The organism is Actinomadura sp., assembly GCF_044508335.1.
Taxonomy (GTDB): domain Bacteria; phylum Actinomycetota; class Actinomycetes; order Streptosporangiales; family Streptosporangiaceae; genus Spirillospora.
This window is the reverse complement of the sequence record NZ_JBIQHY010000047.1, coordinates 15,320-32,257: the sequence shown is the minus strand read 5'-3', so window position 1 is coordinate 32,257 and position 16,938 is coordinate 15,320. Positions and strand designations below refer to the sequence as shown.

At 73.8% G+C, this 16,938-nt stretch carries 14 protein-coding genes; 9 read left to right on the top strand and 5 right to left on the bottom strand.

Annotated elements, in window-relative coordinates; translation table 11 throughout:
* Window positions 1-8: 8 nt before the first annotated feature.
* The 3 genes from ACIWVC_RS17895 to ACIWVC_RS17885 all read right to left on the bottom strand — a co-directional run bounded on the left by ACIWVC_RS17895 (window position 9) and on the right by ACIWVC_RS17885 (window position 3,361).
* Window positions 9-1,052: a heme A synthase gene (locus ACIWVC_RS17895; RefSeq protein ID WP_396448740.1), complete on the bottom strand. Its 1,044-nt coding sequence runs from the start codon at window positions 1,050-1,052 to the stop codon at window positions 9-11.
* A gap of 48 nt (window positions 1,053-1,100) precedes the next feature.
* The gene (locus ACIWVC_RS17890) at window positions 1,101-2,324 is read right to left on the bottom strand and encodes a PrsW family intramembrane metalloprotease (RefSeq protein ID WP_396448741.1); all 1,224 of its coding nucleotides are present in this window, start codon (window positions 2,322-2,324) and stop codon (window positions 1,101-1,103) included.
* A 77-nt stretch (window positions 2,325-2,401) separates the two neighbouring features.
* Entirely contained in the window at window positions 2,402-3,361 is a 960-nt protein-coding gene (locus tag ACIWVC_RS17885; protein WP_396448776.1) for a heme o synthase, read from the bottom strand.
* Between the two features lie 561 nt (window positions 3,362-3,922).
* Here ACIWVC_RS17885 and tkt point away from each other — a divergent pair.
* The 9 genes from tkt to ACIWVC_RS17840 all read left to right on the top strand — a co-directional run bounded on the left by tkt (window position 3,923) and on the right by ACIWVC_RS17840 (window position 15,927).
* On the top strand, window positions 3,923-6,049 hold the full coding sequence (tkt, locus tag ACIWVC_RS17880) for a transketolase (protein ID WP_396448743.1): 2,127 nt from the start codon (window positions 3,923-3,925) through the stop codon (window positions 6,047-6,049).
* 9 nt (window positions 6,050-6,058) lie between these two features.
* Window positions 6,059-7,174: a transaldolase gene (gene tal / locus ACIWVC_RS17875; RefSeq protein WP_396448745.1), complete on the top strand. Its 1,116-nt coding sequence runs from the start codon at window positions 6,059-6,061 to the stop codon at window positions 7,172-7,174.
* The gene (locus tag ACIWVC_RS17870; RefSeq protein WP_396448747.1) at window positions 7,171-8,826 is read left to right on the top strand and encodes a glucose-6-phosphate isomerase; all 1,656 of its coding nucleotides are present in this window, start codon (window positions 7,171-7,173) and stop codon (window positions 8,824-8,826) included. Before tal ends, ACIWVC_RS17870 begins: the two co-directional genes overlap by 4 nt.
* 116 nt (window positions 8,827-8,942) lie before the next feature.
* A complete protein-coding gene (locus tag ACIWVC_RS17865) occupies window positions 8,943-10,658 on the top strand; it encodes a phosphoheptose isomerase (RefSeq protein WP_396448749.1) in 1,716 nt (571 codons plus the stop codon).
* A 158-nt stretch (window positions 10,659-10,816) separates the two neighbouring features.
* Window positions 10,817-12,343, top strand: a complete 1,527-nt coding sequence (gene zwf / locus ACIWVC_RS17860; protein WP_396448751.1) for a glucose-6-phosphate dehydrogenase — start codon at window positions 10,817-10,819, stop codon at window positions 12,341-12,343.
* Entirely contained in the window at window positions 12,343-13,377 is a 1,035-nt protein-coding gene (locus tag ACIWVC_RS17855; RefSeq protein WP_396454346.1) for a glucose-6-phosphate dehydrogenase assembly protein OpcA, read from the top strand. Before zwf ends, ACIWVC_RS17855 begins: the two co-directional genes overlap by 1 nt.
* The gene (pgl, locus tag ACIWVC_RS17850; RefSeq protein WP_396448753.1) at window positions 13,374-14,120 is read left to right on the top strand and encodes a 6-phosphogluconolactonase; all 747 of its coding nucleotides are present in this window, start codon (window positions 13,374-13,376) and stop codon (window positions 14,118-14,120) included. Before ACIWVC_RS17855 ends, pgl begins: the two co-directional genes overlap by 4 nt.
* Before the next feature lie 141 nt (window positions 14,121-14,261).
* Window positions 14,262-15,467: an Ig-like domain-containing protein gene (locus ACIWVC_RS17845; RefSeq protein ID WP_396448754.1), complete on the top strand. Its 1,206-nt coding sequence runs from the start codon at window positions 14,262-14,264 to the stop codon at window positions 15,465-15,467.
* Between the two features lie 127 nt (window positions 15,468-15,594).
* The gene (locus ACIWVC_RS17840) at window positions 15,595-15,927 is read left to right on the top strand and encodes a cupin domain-containing protein (RefSeq protein ID WP_396448755.1); all 333 of its coding nucleotides are present in this window, start codon (window positions 15,595-15,597) and stop codon (window positions 15,925-15,927) included.
* A 3-nt stretch (window positions 15,928-15,930) separates the two neighbouring features.
* On the opposite strand, the gene ACIWVC_RS17835 is transcribed toward ACIWVC_RS17840, so the two are convergent.
* Window positions 15,931-16,563, bottom strand: coding sequence for a helix-turn-helix transcriptional regulator (locus ACIWVC_RS17835; RefSeq protein ID WP_396448756.1), 633 nt, complete (start codon window positions 16,561-16,563; stop codon window positions 15,931-15,933).
* Between the two features lie 5 nt (window positions 16,564-16,568).
* Window positions 16,569-16,892, bottom strand: coding sequence for a ferredoxin (fdxA, locus tag ACIWVC_RS17830; protein ID WP_396448757.1), 324 nt, complete (start codon window positions 16,890-16,892; stop codon window positions 16,569-16,571).
* Between the last annotated feature and the right edge of the window lie 46 nt (window positions 16,893-16,938).

The following is a 16,938-nucleotide window of genomic DNA, read 5'->3' as shown; positions in this document are numbered from 1 at the left end:
GGGAGCCGTCAGGCGGGCTGCGGGGACTCGGGCCGCGGGGACTCGGCCTGCGGGGACTCGGGCCGCGGGGACTCGGCCTGCGGGGCGCTCGGAGCGGGCCGCGGCGCCACGGCGGCGGCGGAGCCCCGGTCGCGGAGCGCGAAGAACAGGCGGAACGCCGCGATCCACATCAGCACCGAGCCGAGCATGTGCAGGAGCACCAGCCCGGCGGGGACGCCCAGGAAGTACTGGGTGTAGCCGATGGCGCCCTGGACCACGATCAGGGCGGCCAGCTCGATCGCGCGCCGCTTCGCGGCGGCGGGCCCGCCCGTCCGGTAGAGGGCGACGATGACGGCGGCGGTCAGGGCGATGGTGAGCCACGCCAGCTCGCCGTGGATGCGGGCGACGTCGGTGATGTTGAACCCGTAGCGGCGCGACTCGGCGTCCCCCGCGTGCGGGCCGGTGCCGGTGACGACGGTGCCCGCGACGAGGACGGCGGCGCACGACACCAGCAGCGCGGCGGCGAGGCGGCGCGTCCACGGGCCGGTCAGGCGGCGCGGCGGGGCGTCGCCCTCGCCCGCGCGGACCCACAGCGCCACGCAGAACACCAGCAGCGCGGGCGAGACGAGGAAGTGCAGCGACACGGCGGCCGGGTGCAGCTTGGTCAGGACGACGATGCCGCCGATGACCGCCTGCGCGACCACGCTCATCGGCTGCGCCAGCGACCACCAGACCAGCTCCCTGCGGCGCGGCCGCAGCCGCAGCGCCGCGACGAACACCAGGATGCCGATGCCCAGCACCAGGAAGGTGACCATGCGGTTGCCGAACTCGATCGACATGTTCAGCAGGTGGTGCTCGGGGCTGTTCGTGGGGACGAGGCTGTCGCCGGTGCAGCGCGGCCACTCCGGGCAGCCGAGCCCGGACTTGGTGACGCGGACGGCTCCGCCGCTGAGGACGATCAGCACGTTGCCGATGACGCCCAGGAGCGCGAGCAGCCGCAGCGATCCGGGGGTCGGACGCCATACGGCGTTCCAGGCTCGGATCACGGGATCGGACGACGGTCGCTCTGCCACGGCAACAATCGTATGGCCGGGTCCCCGGACCCCCGACCCGACCCCCGGCTACCGGCCGTACGGGCCGGGCGGCTGCGGCGGCAGGAACCCGGACGGGCCCTGCCCGGCCCACGGCGGGCCGCCCGGCCACGCCGACCCGCGGCGCGGCGCGCGCAGGAACGCCTGCCTGGCCAGCGCCATCAGCTCCAGCAGCGCGTCGCGGCGGGCGACGAACCAGCGCTGGTCGGCCACCCCCCGGTCGGCGCGCTTGTGCAGCAGCGCCAGCTCGGTCGCGGCGAGCTGGTAGTCGGTCATGGCGCGCCCGGCGGCCGCGCCGCCGACGAGCCGGGCCCAGCGGCGGGCGGCCCGGCGGGACGGGATCGAGCACAGCATCCGCACGTCCTGCGGCGTGACCAGGCCCGTCCCGGCGTACATCGGCAGGTACGTCTCGATGCGGCGGACGGTGCCGCGGCGCTCGACGAACACGATGACGACCAGCGCGACCAGGACGCAGAAGTCCAGCAGGTAGACGACGCCCAGGCCGGCCAGCCCGAACGCGCCCGCGGCGCCGTTCCACAGCCCGTGCAGGATCATCGCGCCGAGCAGCCCGGCGAGCGGCGCGGCGATCTGGCCGCGCCGGTGCGTGGCCGCGTAGGCGACGCCGAGCCCGGTCATGGACGTGAACAGCGGGTGGCTGAGCGGCGCGATCAGGCCGCGCAGGATGAACACCGCCTGCAGCTGCTGGGCGCCGCCGTCCTCGAACGCCCGCATGTAGTAGGTGATGTTCTCCATCATCGCGAAGCCGAGGCCGACCATGGCGGCGTAGATGATGCCGTCGGCGAAGCCGTCGATCTCGTTGCGGCGGAACCACAGCAGGCCGAACAGGACGGCGCCCTTCAGCGTCTCCTCGATGATCGGCGCGCCGAACGTGGCGCTGACGAAGTGGCCCTCGGTCTCGCCGAAGATGGGCACGGTCACGTACAGCAGCCCGGCGGTGTTGAGGACGAGCGCGCCCAGCACGGCGATGCCCGCGCCCCACATGAACGAGAACACCAGGGCGCGCGGCGGTTCGGGCTCAAGCCGGTCCAGCGTGAGCGCGAGGGCGACCAGCACGGGGATCGGCAGTATGGCGAGCAGCACGCCGACCCAGAAGCCCGCCCCGCCGAGCGCGGCGTCGGCGCCGAACGCGATCAGGATGCAGAGCCCGGACACGGTCATGCCGATGATGAGGCCGACCGGGGGCCTGCCGGGAACGCGGCCTTCGAGCACCGCCTTCGGGTCCATGCGCGCCATGACGCGAGCGTAACGGGACGCCGCGTCCAACGCTAAGCCGGTCCGTCACCGTCGGTGACCGCCCGGCCGCGCCGGGCTCAGTGCAGCAGCGGGTCGACCGCGACGGCGGTGAACAGCAGCGCCAGGTACACGTTGGAGAGGTGGAAGAACCGCATCGGCCGCAGGTGGACGCCGGTCACCCCGGCGCGCACCGCCTTCAGCAGCCGGTGCCCCTCGGCGAGGAACACCAGCCCGAGCACGGCCGCGACGGCCCCGTACACCGGGCTCATCCCGGCGACCGGCCACAGCGCCAGCGAGGCCGCGACGGTCGCGTAGGTGTAGGCGAGGCTCTCGACGACGACGCGGCGCTCGGACGCGACGACCGGCAGCATCGGGACCTTCGCGACGGCGTAGTCCTCGCGGTAGCGCATCGCGAGCGTCCACGTGTGCGGCGGCGTCCACAGGAACACCACCATGAACAGCACGAACGGCGTCCAGGCGACGGACCCGGTGATCGCGGCCCAGCCGATGAGGACGGGCATGCACCCGGCGATGCCGCCCCACACGACGTTCTGCGAGGTGCGCCGCTTGAGCAGCAGCGAGTACACGAAGACGTAGAACAGGATCGCGAACAGCGACCCGGCCGCCGCGACGGGGTTCACCGCGAGCAGGAACCCGGCCGTGGACAGCACCGCGAGCGTCACCCCGAAGATCAGGGCGCGGGCCGGAGTGACCTGGTGGCGGGCCAGCGGGCGGCGGCGGGTGCGGCGCATCTTGGCGTCGATGTCGCGGTCGATGTAGCAGTTGATCGCGTTGGCGGACCCGGCGGACATCGTCCCGAACGCCAGCGTGAGCAGCACCGCCGACAGCGGGGGGACGCCGTCCGCCGCCAGGAACATCACCGGGATGGTGGTGATCAACAGCAGTTCGATGACGCGCGGCTTCGTGAGCGCCACGTAGGCGCGGACGCTCGCGCCCACCGTCCGGCGGGCGGCGCTTTCGGCGGGGTTCGGCACGAGGGCCGGCGCGAGCGCCCCCGGCACCCGGTCCAGCTCCATCTCGTGCTTGCTACTGAGCACCGTCACAATCGGGTCCACGTCCAACTAGGGATGAGAAATCGGTCCACCTCGGCGGTGCCCCCGCGTTACCGGGCCGGCCTCGGATTGGTGCGACTTCGGCTTGGTCTCTGTTGCCGCGGCCACTGCCGGCAGCCGCGCAATCACTGTAGTCCGCCCCCTCCGGAGGTCGCGCACCGGGTCGCCCGGCGCGCCCGCGGCGCCGCCGGGACGGCGCCCGGACGGCACCGGGAACCGGGCCGCCGGCCGCCGGGCCGCGCGGGCCGCCCCGGCGCGTCGCGGATCACCCGCCGGATCACCCGCGCGGGGGGTTAGCCCGCGCGGCGTCCGGGCAAGGGTGCTTGAAGGCGCGGGAAGCCGGCCCCCCGGAACGCGGCGCCTTCCCGCTGCAGGATGAGGCGGCCGCCCGCGCGGTAGGCTCGCCAGGGGTGGCGCATGATCTTCGCCCGCCGCGGACCGGGCGGCGGCACGGGGCTGGACACGCGCGCCCGTACGACGCTGCACAGAGGTCTTGACACCGGTTCGAGAGGAGCCTGGCGTTCCGTGAGCAGGGACAACAACACGTTTGAGTGGTCCGACAAGGACCGGCGCGCGGTGGACGTGATCCGCGCCCTCGCCATGGACGCGGTCGAGGAGGCCGGCTCCGGTCACCCCGGCACGGCGATGAGCCTGGCGCCCGCCGCCTACCTTCTCTTCCAGCGGTTCCTCCGGCACGACCCGACGGATCCGCACTGGCCCGGGCGGGACAGGTTCGTGCTCTCCTGCGGGCACTCCAGCCTGACCCTCTACATCCAGCTGTACCTGTCGGGCTACCCGATGACGCTGGACGATTTGAAGGCGCTGCGCAAGTGGGGCAGCCTCACCCCGGGCCACCCGGAGCACGGGCACACGGCCGGGGTGGAGACGACCACGGGGCCGCTGGGCCAGGGCCTCGCGAACGCGGTCGGGATGGCGATGGCCGCCCGGCGCGAGCGCGGCCTGTTCGACCCGGACGCGCCGCAGGGCGAGTCCCCCTTCGACCACATGATCTGGACGTTCGCGTCGGACGGCGACATCGAGGAGGGCATCAGCCACGAGGCGAGCGCCCTGGCCGCCCACCAGCGGCTCGGCAACCTGGTGCTGCTCTACGACGACAACAAGATCTCCATCGAGGACGACACGTCGATCGCGCTGTCGGAGGACGTGCGGGCGCGCTACGAGGCGTACGGCTGGGACGTCCACCGCGTCGACTGGACCGAGAACGGCGACTACGAGGAGAACGTGGCCGCGCTCGCGGCGGCGTTCGAGGCGGCGAAGGCCGAGACGGCCCGCCCGTCGTTCATCGCGCTGCGCACGATCATCGGCTGGCCCGCGCCGAACAAGAAGAACACCGGCAAGATCCACGGGTCGGCGCTCGGCGCCGACGAGGTCGCCGCGACCAAGCGCATCCTCGGCCTGGACCCGGCCGAGACCTTCTACGTCCCCGAGGACGTCCTGGCGCACGCCCGCGAGGTGTCCGACCGGGGCCGCGCCCAGCACGCCGAATGGAACAAGGCGTTCGACGCGTGGCGGGCGGCGAACCCGGAGCGGGCCGCGGAGTACGACCGGATCTCCTCGCGCACGCTGCCGCCCGGCTGGGACGAGGCGCTCCCGGTGTTCGAGGCCGGCAAGGACATCGCGACCCGCGCGGCGTCCGGCGAGGTGCTGGCGTCGCTGGCGCCCGTCCTGCCGGAGCTGTGGGGCGGCTCGGCCGACCTCGCCGAGAGCAACAACACGACGATGAAGGGCGAGCCGTCCTTCATCCCCGAGGAGTTCCAGACCAAGGAGTTCCCCGGCCACCGCTACGGCCGGACGCTGCACTTCGGCATCCGCGAGCACGCGATGGGCGCGATCTGCAACGGCATCGCGCTGCACGGCGGCACCCGCCCGTACGGCGGCACGTTCCTGATCTTCAGCGACTACATGCGCCCGGCGGTCCGGCTGGCGGCGCTGATGAAGCTGCCGGTCACCTACGTGTGGACGCACGACTCGATCGGCCTCGGCGAGGACGGCCCGACCCACCAGCCCGTCGAGCACCTGTGGGCGCTGCGGGCGATCCCCGGCCTGGACGTGGTCCGGCCCGCGGACGCCAACGAGACGGCCGTCGCCTGGCGGACCGTGCTGCGGCACACCGACCGGCCCGCGGGCCTCGCGCTGACCCGGCAGAAGCTGCCGACGTTCGAGCGCGGCGGCGAGATCGCGTCCGCGGAGGGCGTCGCCAAGGGCGGCTACGTGCTGGCCGACGCCGACAACGGCCGGCCCGAGGTGATCATCATCGCGACCGGCAGCGAGGTGCAGCTCGCGCTGGAGGCGCGGCGCACGCTGCAGGCCGAGGGCACCCCGACCCGCGTCGTGTCGATGCCGTGCGTGGAGTGGTTCGAGGAGCAGACCGACGCCTACCGGCAGGAGGTCCTGCCGCCGGGCGTGCGCGCCCGCGTGTCCGTCGAGGCGGGCGTCGCGCTGGGCTGGCGCACCTACATCGGCGACGACGGCGAGTCGGTCAGCCTGGAGCACTTCGGCGCGTCCGCCGACTACAAGACGCTGTTCCAGCAGTTCGGCATCACCTCCGAGCGCGTCGTCGCGGCGGCGAAGGCCAGCCTGATCAAGGCCGGCGTGCACGGCGCCGGGCGCGGCGCCACCACCGGCAACTAGGAGAGGACGATGAGCGACATTCTGAAGCGGCTCTCGGACGAGGGCGTGTCGATCTGGCTGGACGACATCAGCCGCGAGCGGCTGCGGTCGGGGAACCTGGCGGAGCTGGTCAAGGACAAGCACGTCGTCGGCGTCACGTCCAACCCGACGATCTTCGCCAAGGCGCTGAGCAAGGGGAACGCCTACGACGACCAGGTCCGCGACCTGGCGCTGCTCGGCGTGGACGTCGAGGAGGCGTCCCGCGCGATCACCACCTACGACATCCGCTGGGGCTGCGACGTGCTGCGCCCGGTCTACGACCGCACGGAGGGCGTGGACGGCCGCGTGTCGATCGAGGTGGACCCGCGGCTCGCCAAGGACACGGCCAAGACGGTCGCCGAGGCGCGGATGCTGTGGTGGCTGGTGGACCGGCCGAACCTGTTCATCAAGATCCCGGCGACGCCGGAGGGCCTGCCGGCGATCACCGAGACGCTGGCGGCCGGCATCAGCGTGAACGTGACGCTGATCTTCTCGCTGGAGCGCTACGGCGAGGTCATCGACGCGTTCTTCGCCGGCATGGAGCAGGCCAGGGAGAACGGGCACGACCTGTCGAAGCTCGCGTCGGTCGCGTCGTTCTTCGTCAGCCGGGTCGACACCGAGATCGACAAGCGGCTCGACAAGATCGGCTCGGACGAGGCGAAGGCGCTGCGGTCGAAGGCGGGCCTCGCCAACGCCCGGCTCGCGTACGCGCTGTACGAGGAGAAGTTCGGCACCGCCCGGTGGAAGGCGCTGAAGGACGCCGGGGCCCGCCCCCAGCGGCCGCTGTGGGCCTCGACCGGCGTGAAGGACCCGAACCTCGTCGACACGCTGTACGTGGACGAGCTGGTCGCGCCGGGCACCGTCAACACGATGCCGGAGGCGACGCTGGTGGCCGCGGCCGACCACGGCCAGGTGCGCGGCGACAGCGTCCGGGACGCCTACGACGACGCCCGCGCGCACATGGCGGCGCTCAAGGAGATCGGCGTCGACTACGACGACGTCGTGCAGGTCCTGGAGGACGAGGGCGTGGAGAAGTTCGCGGCCTCGTGGAAGGGCATGCTCGACTCCATCACCGGCGAGCTGGAGTCCAAGGCGGCCGGCGCGTGACCTCGGTGGTGACCGCCGGGGGCATCTCGGTCACCATCCGCGGCGCCGTCGTCGACGAGGGCGAGACGGTCCTGGACCGTCTCGTCTCCGACGGCGTGCCCGGGTCGCTCGCGTCCAGGAGCGCCAAGCTGTGGGGGCCGGACGCGGCCCCGCTCGCCGCCCGCCGGCTCGGCTGGCTCGACCTGCCGGAGACCTCCCGGTCGCTGCGCGACCGGCTGGCGGCGGCGGCGGGCGAGGCGCGCGACGCCGGCCTCGACCGGGTCGTGCTGGCCGCCGCCGGGGGCGCGGCGGCCGCCGCCGAGGCGATGTGCCGCACCGCGGGCGCCGAGCTGACCGTCCTCGACACCACCGACCCGCACGAGGTGTCGGGCGTCCTGGCCGGCGACCTGGCCCGGACGCTCGTGGTCGTCGTGGGCGGCGGCATCGAGGCGCAGGCGCTGCGCCGCGTGTTCGCGCGGGCGTTCGCCGAGGCCGGACTGCGCGGCGGCGAGGCGGCGCGCCGGTTCGTCGTCGTGGCCGAGGAGGGCTCCGATCCCGCCCGCGCCGCCGCCGAGGCGGGCCATCATCTCGTCCCGGCCGAGCCGGACGTCGACGACCGGTTCGGGGCGCTGGGCGCCCGCTCCCTGGTGCCGGCGGCGCTGGCGGGCGTCGACGTCGACGGCGTGCTGGACGAGGCGTCCCGGCTCGCGGGGGTGCTGGCGCAGCCCTACGACAACCCCGCCCTGGCGCTGGGCGCGGCGCTGGGCTCGTCGGCGCTCGGCGGCCGCGACAAGCTCGTCATCGCCGACCACGGCTCCGGGCTGGACGGCTTCGCCGGGTGGGCGGAGCAGCTGGTCGCCGGGGCGACGGGCAAGGAGGGCAAGGGCCTGCTGCCGGTCGTGGTGGAGGACGTCGCCGCGCCGGGCTTCGAGCTGGCCGGCGACCTGCGCCGGGTCATCCTCGGCCGCCGCCCGGACGAGCCGGGCCCGGGCCGGGAGGCGGGGATCAGCGTCGCCGGCCCGCTCGGCGCGCAGTTCCTGCTGTGGGAGTACGCGGTCGCGGTGGCGTGCCGGGTGATCGGCGTGAACCCGTTCGACGAGCCGGACACCGCGGAGTCGCGGGCCAGCACGGCCGCGCTGCTGCGCTCGGAGGAGGGCGCGGCGCCGACGGTCGTGCGGCGGCCGCCGGAACTGGTCGAGGGCGCGGTGGAGGTGCACGCCCCGGAGGACGCGCTGCGCGGCGCGCGGACGCTCGCCGAGGCGCTGGAGGCGTTCCTCGCGGACGTCCCGGACGGCGGCTACCTCGCGGTGCTCGCCTTCCTGGACCGCTCCGGCGACGCGGCGGCGGCCGGGCTGCGCCCGCTGCTGGCCGCGCGGGGCGCGCAGCTGCGCAGGCGCCCGGCGCCGGTCACGTTCGGCTGGGGGCCGAGCCACCTGCACACGACCGGCCAGTACCACAAGGGCGGGCCGCTGAACGGCGCGTTCCTGCAGATCACCGGGGCGGTCACCGGCGACGTGCCGGTGCCGGGGCGCCCCTACAGCCTGGGCGAGCTGCAGCTGGCGCAGGCGTTCGGCGATCTGCGGGTGCTGCGCTCGCTGGGGTGCCCGGCGGTCCGGCTGCACCTGCGCGACCGCGCGGAGGGCCTCGCGCAGCTCGCCGCGGCGCTCGGCTGACCGCCCGGTCCGGACGCACCGCGACCGGGCGGATCCGGGACGCGACCAAAGAAGATCAATGGAGATGGTCGCGAATGCCCGTTCTCTCCTGAAACGATGGGGGGCAGGAGGGAACGGTGTCCGGATTCGACGTATTGACGCGCGGCGACGTGCTGGACTCGGCGCTGCGGGCGAGGGACTACCTCGTGAGCTGCGGCGTCCCCGGCGCGCTGGCCGCCAAGGACCCGCGGCTGTGGGGCCGGCGCGCGGTGGACCACAGCCGGCTCGGCTGGCTCGACCTGCCGTTCGCCTCCCGCGGGCTGCTGAACCAGGTGCACGGGCTGGTCGCCGAGGCGCGCCAGTCCGGCCTCGACCACATCGTGCTGATCGGCGTCGGGGCGGAGAGCCTCGCCGCGCAGGCGATCATGGAGGCGCACGCGCCGGCGCTCGCCGCTACGGGCGGCGCGGCCGGCGGCGCCGGCGGCGGCGCGGAGGCCGGGCCGGAGCGGACGACCGGCGAGCTGACCGTGCTGGACGGCGGCGACACGGCCGCGCTGGCGTTCGCGCTGGAGCGGCTCGACCGGACGCTCGTGGTGCTGGCCAGCAAGGCGGGCGTGTCCCTGGAGGGCGACGCCTACCGGCGGATCTTCGCCGAGGCGTTCCGGGAGCGGGGCCTGTCGGAGCGGGAGATCGCGGGCCGGTTCCTGGTCATCACCGACCACGGCAGCCCGCTGCACGACTTCGCCCGGCAGTGCGGCTACCGGATCGGGCTCACCGACCCCTACCTGCCGGGGCACTACGGCGCGCTGTCGGCGTACGGGCTCGTCCCGGCGGTGCTGGCGGGCGCGGACGCCGACCGGCTGCTGGACGAGGCGGCGTCGCTGGTGCCGTCGCTGTCGAAGGACGAGGACAACCCGGGCCTGCTGCTCGGCGCGGTCATCGGCGGCTGCGCGCAGCAGGAGCCGGGCGGCCTCGCCCGCGACAAGGTGCTGCTGCGCGAGCCGGGCGGGCCGGGCGCGCTGAGCGCGTGGATCGGCCAGCTGCTCGCGGTCGGCACCGGCAAGCGGGGCCGCGGCGTGCTGGCGTTCGAGCCGCCCGGCGGGCGCGGCGACTTCCCCGACGTGCACGGCGTGTCGATCAACCCCGGGTCGGCGGCGCGGGACGACTCCGACACCTCGGTGTGGGCGCCGCTCGGCGCGCAGTTCCTGCTGTGGGAGTACGCGACGGCGGTCGCCGGGTGGCTGCTCGGCGTGAACCCGTTCGAGGCGGGCAGCACGGTCGTGCAGGAGGCGGAGGACGACGCGGCGACGCTGCTGCGCACGGCGTCCGCGGGGTCGCTGACGGCGGAGCGGCCGGTGTACGTCGAGGACGGCATCGAGGTGCACGCCGACTTCCCGTGGCCGCCCGGCGCGGAGCTGCAGACCGTCCTCGGCGGGCTGGTCGCCTCCGTGCCGAACGACGGCTACCTGGCGGTGATGACGTACCTGTCGGGCGACTTCTCCGGCCGGTACCTGGCGCCGTCGCTGGCCCGCGCGTCGGGCCGCCCCGTCGCCTACGGGCCGGGGCCCGGCTACCCGCACGCGACCGGCCCGGTGCACAAGGACGGCCCCGGCAACGGCGCGTTCCTCATCATCACCGGCGACCCGGCGCCCGGCGACGCGCTCGCCGGGCACCCGGTCCCCGGACGCCCCTACAGCCTGGCGCAGCTGCGGCTGGCGCGGGCCCTCGGCGAGCTGCGGGCGCTGCGCGAGCGGCGGCTGCCGGTGATCCGGCTGCACCTGCGCGACCCGATCGAGGGAGCGGGGCGGCTGACCGAGGCGGTCCGCGCGGTGGCGGGGGCGCGCAGGCCGTGATCCCGTTCGGGGAATGATCAAGCGGGCACGCGCGTATACCTGGGGGACGACGGGGAGAGCCGTCCGCTCACGCCCGGAATTCGGGTCCGCGAAGCGAGTTGGGGCAGGATGCTTGCAGTACTGAGACGAGAAGGCGCAGTCCGATCAGAGGGGGCCACGTGACCAACCCAGCCAATCCGCTCCGCGACCCGCGGGACAAGCGCCTGCCGCGGGTGGCCGGGCCGTGCGTGCTCGTGCTGTTCGGGGTCACCGGCGATCTGTCCCGCAAGAAGCTGCTTCCGGCGATCTACGACCTGGCGAACAGGGGGCTGCTGCCGCCGGGCTTCTCCCTGGTGGGCTTCGCGCGCCGCGACTGGGAGAACGAGGACTTCCGGCAGATCGCCTACGAGTCGGTCAAGGCGCACGCGCGGACCCCGTTCCGCGAGGACGTGTGGACGCACCTGTCGGAGGGCATGCACTTCGTGCCCGGCGAGTTCTCCGACCCGGGCGCGTTCGACGCGCTGTCGATGGCGGTCAAGGAGCTGGACGAGAGCCGCGGCACCGGCGGCAACTACGCCTTCTACCTGTCGATCCCGCCGAAGTTCTTCCCGCAGGTCGTCGAGCAGCTGCAGCGCAGCGGCCTGGCCGACCGCAAGGACGGCTCCTGGCGCCGGGTCGTGATCGAGAAGCCGTTCGGCAGCGACCTGAAGACGGCGGTGGAGCTGAACGACACCGTGCACCGCGTCTTCCCCGAGGAGTCGATCTTCCGGATCGACCACTACCTCGGCAAGGAGACGGTGCAGAACATCCTGGCGCTGCGGTTCGCCAACACCATGTTCGAGCCGATCTGGAACCGCTCGTTCGTCGACCACGTGCAGATCACGATGGCCGAGGACATCGGGATCGGCGGCCGGGCCGGCTACTACGACGGCATCGGCGCCGCCCGCGACGTCATCCAGAACCACCTGCTGCAGCTGCTGGCGCTGACCGCGATGGAGGAGCCCACCTCGTTCCGCGCGGAGGCCGTCCGCGCCGAGAAGGCGAAGATCCTCTCGTCGGTGCGGGTGCCCGGCAACATCGCCGAGTCCACGGCGCGCGGGCAGTACGCGGCGGGCTGGCAGGGCGGCGTGAACGTCAAGGGCTACCTGGAGGAGGACGGCATCCCGGCCGACTCCCGCACCGAGACCTACGCCGCGATCAAGCTGGAGATCGAGAACCGCCGCTGGGCCGGCGTCCCGTTCTACCTGCGCACCGGCAAGCGGCTGAGCCGCCGGGTGACCGAGGTCGCGATGGTGTTCCAGAAGGCGCCGCACCTGCCGTTCTCGCAGACCGACACCGAGGAGCTCGGGCAGAACGCGCTGGTGATGCGGGTGCAGCCGGACGAGGGCATCACCGTCCGGTTCGGCTCGAAGGTGCCCGGCACCTCGATGGAGATCCGCGACGTCAACATGGACTTCGCCTACGGGGAGTCGTTCACCGAGACCTCCCCCGAGGCGTACGAGCGGCTGCTGCTGGACGTGCTGATCGGCGACCCGCCGCTGTTCCCCCGGCAGGAGGAGGTCGAGCTGTCCTGGAAGATCCTCGACCCGATCACCGAGTACTGGGCGAGCCGCAGCGGCCTCGACCAGTACAAGTCCGGCGGCTACGGGCCCGCCAGCGCCGATGAGCTGATGGCGCGGGACGGGCGCACCTGGAGGCGGCTCTAATGAACATCGATCTCACCGGAACCACCACCCGCAAGATCCAGGACGCGCTGACGCAGTCCCGGCACCTGATGGGCGGCCCCGCCGTCGGCATGGTGCTCACCCTGATCATCGTGACCGACGAGTCGGCGCAGTACGACGCGGTCCGCGCCGCGACGGAGGCGGCGCGCGAGCACCCGTGCCGGGTGCTGACCGTGATCTCCCGCGACCCGCGCGGCGGCTCGTCGCGGCTGGACGCCGAGATCCGCATGGGCGAGACCGGCCCGGGCGAGACGGTGCTGCTGCGCATGTACGGGCCGCTCGCCGAGCACGCCGACTCCGTCGTCGTCCCGCTGCTCATGCCGGACACGCCGGTCGTCACGTGGTGGCCGGGCGGGAAGGTGCCGAAGGTGCCGGCGGAGGACCCGCTGGGCGCGCTCGCGCAGCGCCGGGTGACCGACTCCTACGCGGCGCGCGACCGGCTCGGCACCCTCGCCCAGCTCGCCCACGGCTACCGGCCCGGCGACACCGACTTCACCTGGACGCGGCTGACGTCGTGGCGGTCGCTGCTGGCGGCGGCGCTCGACCAGCACCACGAGGAGATCGTGTCCGGCGAGGTGACGGCCGAGCCGGACAGCCCGAGCGCGGAGCTGCTGGCGGCGTGGCTGTCGATCCGGCTGGGCGTGCCGATCCAGCGGACCGTGTCGGAGGGGCCGGGCATCACCGGCGTCCGGCTGACGACGACCGGCGGCGACATCCAGATCCACCGCCCGGACGGGCGGGTCGCGACGCTGTGCCGGCCGGGCCAGCCCGACCGGCAGGTGTCGCTGCTGCGCCGCCCGATGGCCGAGCTGCTCGCCGAGGAGCTGCGGCGGCTCGACCCCGACGAGGTCTACCACGACGCCGCCGTCCGTTTCGCCAAGGACCTGGCGCACGGCACGGCCACGCCGGGCGTCGCGGACGACCCGGTGTCGGCGAGCCCCGAGGCGGCGCGGACCGAGCCGGCCAGGCGGCACGCGGAGGAGCGGGGCGCGGCCGAGCGGCAGGGGGGCGAGTGAGCGCCCCGGCCGTCCTCGTCCACCGCGACCAGGACCTGCTGGCCGCGGCCGCCGCGGCGCGGCTGGTGACCGCGATCGCCGACGCCCAGGCGGCGCGCGGCTCGGCGTCGGTCGTGCTGACCGGCGGCGGCGTCGGCACGGCGGTGCTGGCCGCGCTCGCCGCCGCGCCCGCGCGGGACGCGATCGACTGGGGCCGCCTGGACGTGTGGTGGGGCGACGAGCGGTTCCGCCCCGCCGGCGACGCCGAGCGCAACGAGACCGGGGCGCGGGCGGCGCTGCTCGACCACGTCCCCGCCGACCCGGCGCGGGTGCACCCGATGGCCCCGTCGGACGGCCCGGACGGCGACGACCCGGAGGCCGCGGCGGAGCGCTACGCCGCCGAACTGCTCGCCGCCGGCGGCGGCGCGGTCCCGGCGTTCGACGTGCTGATGCTCGGCGTGGGCCCGGACGCCCACGTCGCCTCGCTGTTCCCGGGCATGCCGGCGCTGCACGACGAGCGCCCGGTCGTGGCCGTGCACGGCTCCCCCAAGCCGCCGCCGACCCGGATCTCGCTGACGTTCCCGTCGCTGCGCGCGGCGCGGGAGGTGTGGGTGCTGGCGGCCGGCGAGTCGAAGGCGGAGGCCGTGCGCCTCGGCCTGTCGGCGGACGCGGACCCGGAGAAGGCCCCGGTCGCCGGCGCGCGCGGCCGGGAGCGGACCCTGTTCCTGCTGGACACGGCCGCCGCGTCCAGGTTGCCCGGCTGAGAGAACACTGAAGAGTGTCCCCGGATCCGCATGCCGCACGCTGAACCGCGCATAACCTGAGCACGTGATTATCTTGTGCACCCCTTGACCGGGGGATGACCCGCAGTGCGGGCCGAGCAGGCGAGCGTGAGGAGTTCTCAGGTGCTCAAGGGTCGGACCGGGACGGCGGGCGCGGCGCTCGCAGGGGCGGTTCTCATCGCCGTCGCGGGATGCTCGTCCGGCGGCGACGGCGGCGGCAAGGGCGGCGACGGCGGCAAGGCCGCGGACGCGGTCAAGCTGGCGATCACGCCCGCGACCGGGACGAGGGAGGCGGCGCCCGACCAGCCCGTCACCGTCACGGCGGACAAGGGCAGGCTGACCAGCGTGACCTTGACCTACGGCAAGAAGAACACCAAGGCCGAAGGCAGGCTCGCGCCCGACGGCAAGTTGTGGAAGTCGTCGTGGACGCTGCGCCCGTCCACGACGTACACCGTCACCGCCAAGGGCACCGGCGAGGGCGGCAAGGAGGTCACCGCGACCTCCACGTTCACGACGCTGACGCCGAAGAAGAAGCTGACCTCGGGCATGTCGCCGCTGGACGGCGAGACCGTCGGCGTCGGCATGCCGGTGCAGCTGCTGCTGTCCCGGCCGGTGAGCACCAAGGCCGGGAAGATCGCCGTGGAGCAGGCCCTTGAGGTCCGCATGTCCAAGCCGGTCGAGGGCGCCTGGTACTGGATCAGCGACAAGGAGGTCGACTTCCGGCCCCGCGACTACTGGCCGACCGGGCAGAAGGTGAAGGTCATCGCGCACCTGGCGGGCCTGAAGGTCGGCGAGGGCGTCTACGGGATGAAGGACCGCAGCGCCGCCTTCACGGTCGGGCCGCGGCACATCACCACGATCGACGCCAAGAAGCACCGCGCGACGGTGACCGAGGGCGGGAAGACCGTGCGGACGATGAAGGTCAGCCTCGGCAAGCCCGGCCACGACAGCTACAGCGGAACCATGATCGCCCAGGAGAAGGCGAAGGACATCATCATGGACTCCGCGACCACCGGCGACCCCGGCGAGTACCGGATCCCCACGAAGTGGAACGTCCGCCTCACCTACAGCGGGACGTTCGTCCACTCGGCGCCGTGGTCGACGGACGCGCAGGGCAACGACAACGTCAGCCACGGGTGCGTGAACGCCTCACCCGAGGACGCCAAGTGGTTCTACAACTTCACCAACCGGGGCGACATCGTCAAGGTGACCGGCACGTCCCGCAAGCTCCAGTTCGGCAACGGCCCGACGCCGTGGGCGAAGTCCTGGGAGGGCTGGCTGGAGGGCAGCGCCACCGGCAAGCCGGTGATGGGCCTGCCCCTCAAGTGACCGGCCTCAAGTGACCGGCCTCAGGTGACCGGGGTCCGGTGACAGGGCTCCGGTGACCGGGGGCCGGTGACAGGGCTCCGCGAGCCCGGGCCGTGTGCGCGGGGCGATCACGGGAAGACTTGGTGCCATGCAGAAGCTCTCGTTGGACGCACAGGTACGGGACAATCTGAAGCGCGCCGCCGCCGGCTCGACCGGGCGCAGCGCCGACACCGTGTACGGCGGGCATGAGCACGTCCTGCGCCAGACGGTCGTGGCCCTCACGGCGGGCACGTCGCTGTCCGAGCACGAGAACCCCGGCGAGGCGACCATCTACGTCCTGCACGGGCGGGTGCGGCTGCTGGCCGGGGACCACCACTGGGACGGGATGGTCGGCGACCTGCTGATCATCCCGGACCAGCGGCACAGCCTGGAGGCGCTGGAGGACGCCGCGGTCCTGCTGACGGTGGCCAAGACCGGCTGACCGTCAGTCGTGGCGCAGGTGCGCGTGGCAGGCGCCGGGTTCGGCGAAGGGCACCAGCCGGTCGGCCTCGACGGGGGCGTTCAGCTCCTTCAGCGCGCCCTGCATGAGGCCCAGGTGCACGTCGCAGACCAGCGGGCCGTACTCCTCGGCGAGCTCCAGGAACGGGCAGTGCCGCAGCCGGATGAGGTCGCCGTCGGGCCGGGGCGCGAAGTCGAGGTCGTCCAGCAGCGCGGTGAGCCGCTCGGTCGCCGCCTCGCCGGACAGCCGCTGGAAGGGCGGCTTCCGGTCGACGAGGTAGCGGCCCCACTCGCGGCCGGCCTGCGCCGCGCTCTCCCGGGCGGCGGGCCCCTCCGAGGCCAGCCGGCTGAGCAGGATCTGCGCGAGCAGCCGGTAGCCGCGGGCGCCGCCGCGGTCCATGCCGGGGCGCGGCGTGTAGACGGTCCGGGGGCGGCCCGGCCCGGTCGGCTGCTCGGCGGTCCGTTCGACGGTGCCCTCGGCGGTCAGCGCGTCCAGGTGGAAGCGGGCGGTGTTGGCGTGCACGCCGAGCCGCTCGGCGACCTCCGCGACGCCCAGCGGGGCATCGGCGTCGCGCAGGATGTCGAGGACTTCCTGGCGGCGGGAACGTTCGGTCGCCATGCGGGTCACCCCTCCCCCGCCGGCGGCTGGGCCGCGATCAGCGGATGGTCTCGGTCGAGCGGACCGAGTTTCCCGGCCCCGCCCGGCGAGCCGAGGTCGTCGAAGAACTCCGCGTTCGCCCGGGTGTAGGCCGTCCACCGGTCCGGCAGATCGTCCTCGTAGTAAATCGCCTCCACGGGGCACACGGGTTCGCAGGCGCCGCAGTCGACGCATTCCTCCGGGTGGATGTACAGGGCCCGCGCCCCCTCGTAGATGCAGTCGACCGGGCACTCGTCGACGCACGCCAGGTCCTTGACGTCAACGCAGGGTTCGGCGATCACGTAGGTCACGGGCGCTCCTCCAGGTCGGCCACATTTCTAACAGTGCCACATGTAA

Bases quoted from the DNA above. Each gene is read 5' to 3' on its own strand.
- ACIWVC_RS17890 (WP_396448741.1), bottom strand. From the start codon at position 2,324: ATGGCGCGCATGGACCCGAAGGCGGTGCTCGAAGGCCGCGTTCCCGGC.
- ACIWVC_RS17835 (WP_396448756.1), bottom strand. From the start codon at position 16,563: ATGGCGACCGAACGTTCCCGCCGCCAGGAAGTCCTCGACATCCTGCGC.
- ACIWVC_RS17855 (WP_396454346.1), top strand. From the start codon at position 12,343: ATGAACATCGATCTCACCGGAACCACCACCCGCAAGATCCAGGACGCG.
- ACIWVC_RS17840 (WP_396448755.1), top strand. From the start codon at position 15,595: ATGCAGAAGCTCTCGTTGGACGCACAGGTACGGGACAATCTGAAGCGC.
- ACIWVC_RS17885 (WP_396448776.1), bottom strand. From the start codon at position 3,361: ATGGAGCTGGACCGGGTGCCGGGGGCGCTCGCGCCGGCCCTCGTGCCG.
- tal (WP_396448745.1), top strand. From the start codon at position 6,059: ATGAGCGACATTCTGAAGCGGCTCTCGGACGAGGGCGTGTCGATCTGG.